The sequence below is a fragment of the Marinomonas aquimarina genome (assembly GCF_900089755.1).
Taxonomy (GTDB): Bacteria; Pseudomonadota; Gammaproteobacteria; order Pseudomonadales; family Marinomonadaceae; genus Marinomonas; species Marinomonas aquimarina.
This window is the reverse complement of sequence record NZ_FLOC01000033.1, coordinates 1-5,257: the sequence shown is the minus strand read 5'-3', so window position 1 is coordinate 5,257 and position 5,257 is coordinate 1. Positions and strand designations below refer to the sequence as shown.

Genomic DNA, 5,257 nt, shown 5'->3' with positions numbered 1-5,257 from the left:
TCTTGCTGGAATTAGCGAAGGAAACATGCACCAGCAGTAGGTGAAGCATCAACCAGATAATCCGATGAGATGCCGGTCTGTCTCACTCTCATGCAAAGGTAAGATCAACCATTTAATCCGCTTACCCTATTTTTGAAGGCGGTGGATAGTGGCAGATGAGGTGAGGAGAGCCCGTAGCTCTCCTCACCGCTCTATTATTCCACAGTCACCGATTTGGCGAGATTTCGCGGCTGGTCCACGTCAGTGCCTTTCACGACAGCCACATGGTAGGACAATAACTGTAGCGGAATGGTGTGTACGATCGGCTCGAGCACTTCTTCCACCCATGGAATTTCGTTGTAGTAGATACCTTCCGCTTCTTCAAAGCCAGTCTCTTTGGCACCAAACACATACAGCTCGCCACCACGGGCACGCACTTCTTGCAGGTTAGATTTCAATTTATCCAACATTTGGTTGTTTGGCGCTACCGTAATAATCGGCATGGTTTCGTCCACCAACGCCAAGGGGCCGTGTTTTAGCTCCCCAGCTGGGTAAGCTTCGGCGTGGATATAACTGATCTCTTTTAGCTTCAATGCGCCTTCTAAAGCAATTGGGAACATGGGCCCACGGCCTAGGAACAAAGCATTGTGCTTATTCGCAAACTGCTCTGATACCAGTTTGATCGCTTCGTCCTGCTTAATCGCCGCATCCACATAGGCAGGCAATGAGCGTAAGGCGGTGACCAGTTCAGCTTGCTGCGCAGCACTCAGTTCGCCTTTTTCGGAAGCTATAGCAATCGAGGTGATCAGCAGCGCTGTTAGCTGAGTGGTAAAGGCTTTGGTCGATGCCACACCAATCTCTGCACCGGCATTGGTCAATAGCGTTAAGCCAGACTCACGTACCAATGTCGAAGACGGTACGTTACAAATCGCTAACGTTGTTAAATAGTTCAGCTGTTTCGCCATACGCAGCGCCGCCAGCGTATCAGCGGTTTCGCCCGACTGAGAAAGCGTTAGGAACAAGGTATTTTTCGGCACGGCTACCTTGCGGTAACGGTACTCGCTGGCCACTTCCACAGTACAAGGGATATTGGCCAGATCTTCGATCCAGTATTTCGCCACCATCCCCGCATGATAACTGGTACCACAGGCGACGATATGAATGTTTTCAATCTCTTTCAAGAAGGCTGAATTGGCGCCAAAGCAACTGGTGAGGATGCGTTCATCACTGATACGCCCTTCTAAACAGGCCGCAATCACCTTTGGCTGCTCATAGATTTCTTTGAGCATGTAATGGCGGAATTCGCCTTTGTCAGTAGCATCCACATTATGGTTAAAGACGCTGATTGGACGATCTTGCACCTGATCGTTTTCATCGAACACCGTTACGGCATCGCGTGTTAATTCGACCACATCGCCTTCTTCCAAGAAGATGAATTGGTCAGTCACATGCAACAGCGCAAGCTGATCAGAAGCGACAAAGTTCTCTTCGATACCCACGCCCACGACTAATGGACTGCCTTTACGAGCGGCAATTAGACGCTCGTTTTCATCGTTCAAGGTCACGGCAATGGCAAACGCACCGTGCAGACGCTGCAGCGCATTTTTCACCGCTTTAAGAAAATCTGGTTCGGTTTTCAGGGCGTTGTGAATGAGGTGTACGATGACTTCGGTATCGGTTTGCGAGCGAAACTCGTAGCCAAGCTCGATCAACTCTCGACGCAATACTTCGTGGTTTTCAATGATACCGTTGTGCACCAAAGCCAAATCATCACCAGAGAAATGTGGGTGAGCATTGGCTTCGGTAGGTTTACCGTGAGTCGCCCAGCGAGTGTGGGCGATACCCAGCTTGCCGTCTAACGGCATGGCTTCGAACTTGTCTTTCAATGCCTGCACCTTGCCCACGGCACGGTGCGCACGGACCCCCGTTTCGTTATTGATCGCCACACCGGACGAGTCATACCCACGGTATTCAAGACGAGATAGGCCTTCTAATAGGATTTTTGCCACGTTACGTTGAGCAATTGCGCCGACGATGCCACACATATTATTTCTCCTGCTTGGTCGGACGCGCCCAACCGTCTTTATTCATTTGTTTTGCACGACCAAAGGCTAGCTGATTCTCCGCCACCCTCTTGGTAATGGTCGAACCCGCTGCGATGGTTGCTCCCGCTTGAATTTCCACCGGAGCCACCAGAGCGGAGTTAGAACCAACAAATACGCCGTCGCCAATAATGGTTTGGAATTTGTTTACGCCATCGTAGTTACAGGTAATGGTCCCCGCGCCAACATTGACCCCAGCGCCCATTTGCGTGTCACCCACGTAGCTTAAATGGTTAACCTTACTGCCTTCACCGATATGGGCTTTTTTGGTCTCGACGAAGTTGCCGATCTTAGCTTTGTTGGCCAGCACTGTCCCTGGACGTAGACGCGCGAACGGCCCCAAGTCACAGCTTGTGCCTACCGTGCTGTCTTCAATCATGGTATTGGCTTTGATGACCGTATTATCGGCCACGGTACAGTTTTTCAATACACAATTTGGGCCGATTTCGACGTTTTCACCCAGTGTGACCTTGCCTTCAAAGACACAGTTCACATCGATAATACAGTCTTGGCCAGTAATCAGCTCACCACGAATATCAATACGGCTAGGGTCCATCAGAGTGGTGCCGTTACGCATTATGGCTTCCGCTTGTTGTTGCTGCCAAACGCGCTCAAGCGCGGCCAACTGCACACGATCATTCACGCCGCTGACTTCCCATTCTTGCTCAGGGTGCACGGTAACGATTTCCACGCCCTGCTCAGCTGCCATGGCAATAATGTCAGTCAGGTAGTATTCCCCTTGGGCATTGTCATTCGTTAGTGCGTCCAACCAGCCTTTTAACTTGGCATTCGGCGCCAGTAAAATGCCGGTGTTCACTTCATCAATTAACAATTGTTCAGGGTTGGCGTCTTTTTGTTCAACGATGGCTGTGACAGCACCTTGTTCGTTACGAACGATACGGCCGTAGCCAAATGGGTTATCCAGCTTGATGGTGAGCAGAACCAAAGTATTGTCATTAGAAAGAGACAGCATACGCTCTAAGGTGGAGCGTTGAATCAGTGGCACATCGCCATACAAAGTCAAAGTACTGCCGTTCTCACTCAGAGACGATGCCGCACGACGCAGGGCATCACCGGTACCTTGAGGGTTATTTTGCCAAACGATATTGGCAGAAAAATCCTGACAAGCCTGCTCGACTTGTTCTCCTTGGTGTCCAACAACTAAATGTAACTGGGCATTGCTTAAGCCGCTAGCCGTGGTGAGCACATGGCGTACCATCGCCTCTCCGGCAAGTTTATGAAGCACCTTTGAAAAAGTCGATTTCATCCGGCTTCCCTTACCAGCGGCAAGGATCACAATATCCTGTGTCATAGAGCAATATCCCAATTTTAACTGTCATCTTTAATTAAGCGGTATTAGACCTTTTGTTCAGCTTTGCCGCAATTTGTTTTGTCATAAATATTTTGACAAGTAATCGTCACGATCTTGTCACAGGCTCCTGCCATGGGTCATATAGCGTAATTCAGATTCTGTGCTAGCTTTAATTTTCAACAAGAATTCAACAGCATAAGGATTTGTAATGTACGAGATTACACACCATGGCGCTAAGGATGGCGTAACGGGATCTTGTCATGAACTGGTGATCGATGATGGCCATAGTTTGCTGGTCGATTGCGGTTTATTTCAGGGGGCGGAAGCCTCGCAACATGGAGCCAATACTGAGCAACTGGCCATCGAATTTGATATCAGTCGGGTACAAGCGTTAGTGGTGACGCATGTGCATATTGATCATGTAGGACGCATTCCCTATCTCTTGGCCGCAGGCTTTACTGGGCCTATCTTGTGCTCTAAACCCAGCGCACAATTACTGCCGCTGGTGATTGAGGATGCCTTGAAAGTCGGCGTGACCCGCAATCAAAGCATTATCGAGGCCTGTTTAGCGCGTTTACAACATCAGTTAGTGGCACTGAATTATCAGCAATGGTTTGATCTCGCCCTACCTAACAGTGAGAAGAGCTGTCGTATCAAGCTAAGTCCCGCCGGTCATATTCTTGGCTCGGCTTATGTCACAGTACGTTTAAAGGAGAGCGCTAAAGCCAAACCTTGGGATGTGATTTTTTCAGGGGATTTAGGCGCACCTTACGCACCTCTGTTAGCCGCCCCGAAATCCCCGTATCGCGCAGATCAGTTAGTCTTAGAAAGCACCTATGGTGATCGCAATCATGAAGATCGCCATCATCGACGCCAACGACTGCAAGCTTCTATGGAGAAGGCCCTTGCCGATGGGGGTGTGGTGTTGATTCCGGCATTTTCGATTGGGCGGACTCAGGAGTTGTTGTACGAGATCGAAAGCATTATTCATGACCACCCCAAACAAGCCATTAGCCACACCGCTACCGGTCAGAGGCTGACATGGCAAGATTTGGACATTATTGTCGACTCTCCGTTAGCTAGCCAATTCACTGAAGTCTATCGCGCGCTCAAGCCCTATTGGGATAAAGAAGCGACTCGAAGAGTCAAGCAAGGTCGCCATCCACTGAGCTTTGAGCAGCTTACCACCATTGATGATCATGACTTGCATGTGAAGACCGTCGCTTATTTGGCGCAACAGAAACGGCCTGCAATTGTGATTGCGGCATCGGGCATGTGCGCGGGTGGCCGTATTGTGAATTATTTAAAGGCCTTACTGGGTGATGTACGTAACGATGTGATTTTCGTTGGTTATCAAGCCCAAGGCACACCGGGGCGTGAGATTCTGACCTACCACCATAAAGACAATGGCTATGTGGTTTTGGATGGCGAGCAGGTCATGATTAACGCTCAGGTTTGGCAAATCGGCGGTTATTCTGCCCACGCGGGGCAACAGAACTTGGTTAACTTTGCCAGACGTATGCGTCAGCCACCACAGACGATTCATTTGGTACACGGTGAGCCAGAGGCCAAGCAAGCGTTACAAGACGCCTTTCAGCGCCAGCTTCCGCAAATAAAGATTGTGCTCTAAAACGCAAACGGGGCAGCACTTTTGCGCTGCCCCGCTGCAAGCTTACTGATTGTCTTAGGGGTCAGATCCCTGTATGTACATCAGCTTCCACTCACTGCGCTCTGATTAGGGATCTGACCCTGAGGTATCCCCACAAAATTTCAATATAGATCAGAATGTTAGCGTAAGAAGGGAACGTTCATAGCTCTTGGCGATCAATAATTTCGCCAAAAACAACTCACCACCAGAGCCATG

General features: G+C 49.6%; 3 protein-coding genes. 1 reads left to right on the top strand and 2 read right to left on the bottom strand.

Annotation, left to right across the window (positions count from 1 at the left end; translation table 11 throughout):
* Positions 1–194: 194 nt before the first annotated feature.
* A complete protein-coding gene (gene glmS, locus MAQ5080_RS16970) occupies positions 195–2,024 on the bottom strand; it encodes a glutamine--fructose-6-phosphate transaminase (isomerizing) (protein ID WP_067213491.1) in 1,830 nt (609 codons plus the stop codon).
* Between the two features lies 1 nt (position 2,025).
* Positions 2,026–3,393, bottom strand: coding sequence for a bifunctional UDP-N-acetylglucosamine diphosphorylase/glucosamine-1-phosphate N-acetyltransferase GlmU (gene glmU / locus MAQ5080_RS16965; RefSeq protein WP_067213488.1), 1,368 nt, complete (start codon positions 3,391–3,393; stop codon positions 2,026–2,028).
* A 208-nt stretch (positions 3,394–3,601) separates the two neighbouring features.
* On the opposite strand from glmU, the gene MAQ5080_RS16960 reads away from it, so the two are divergent.
* Positions 3,602–5,023, top strand: a complete 1,422-nt coding sequence (locus tag MAQ5080_RS16960; RefSeq protein WP_067213486.1) for an MBL fold metallo-hydrolase RNA specificity domain-containing protein — start codon at positions 3,602–3,604, stop codon at positions 5,021–5,023.
* The last annotated feature ends 234 nt before the right edge of the window (positions 5,024–5,257 follow it).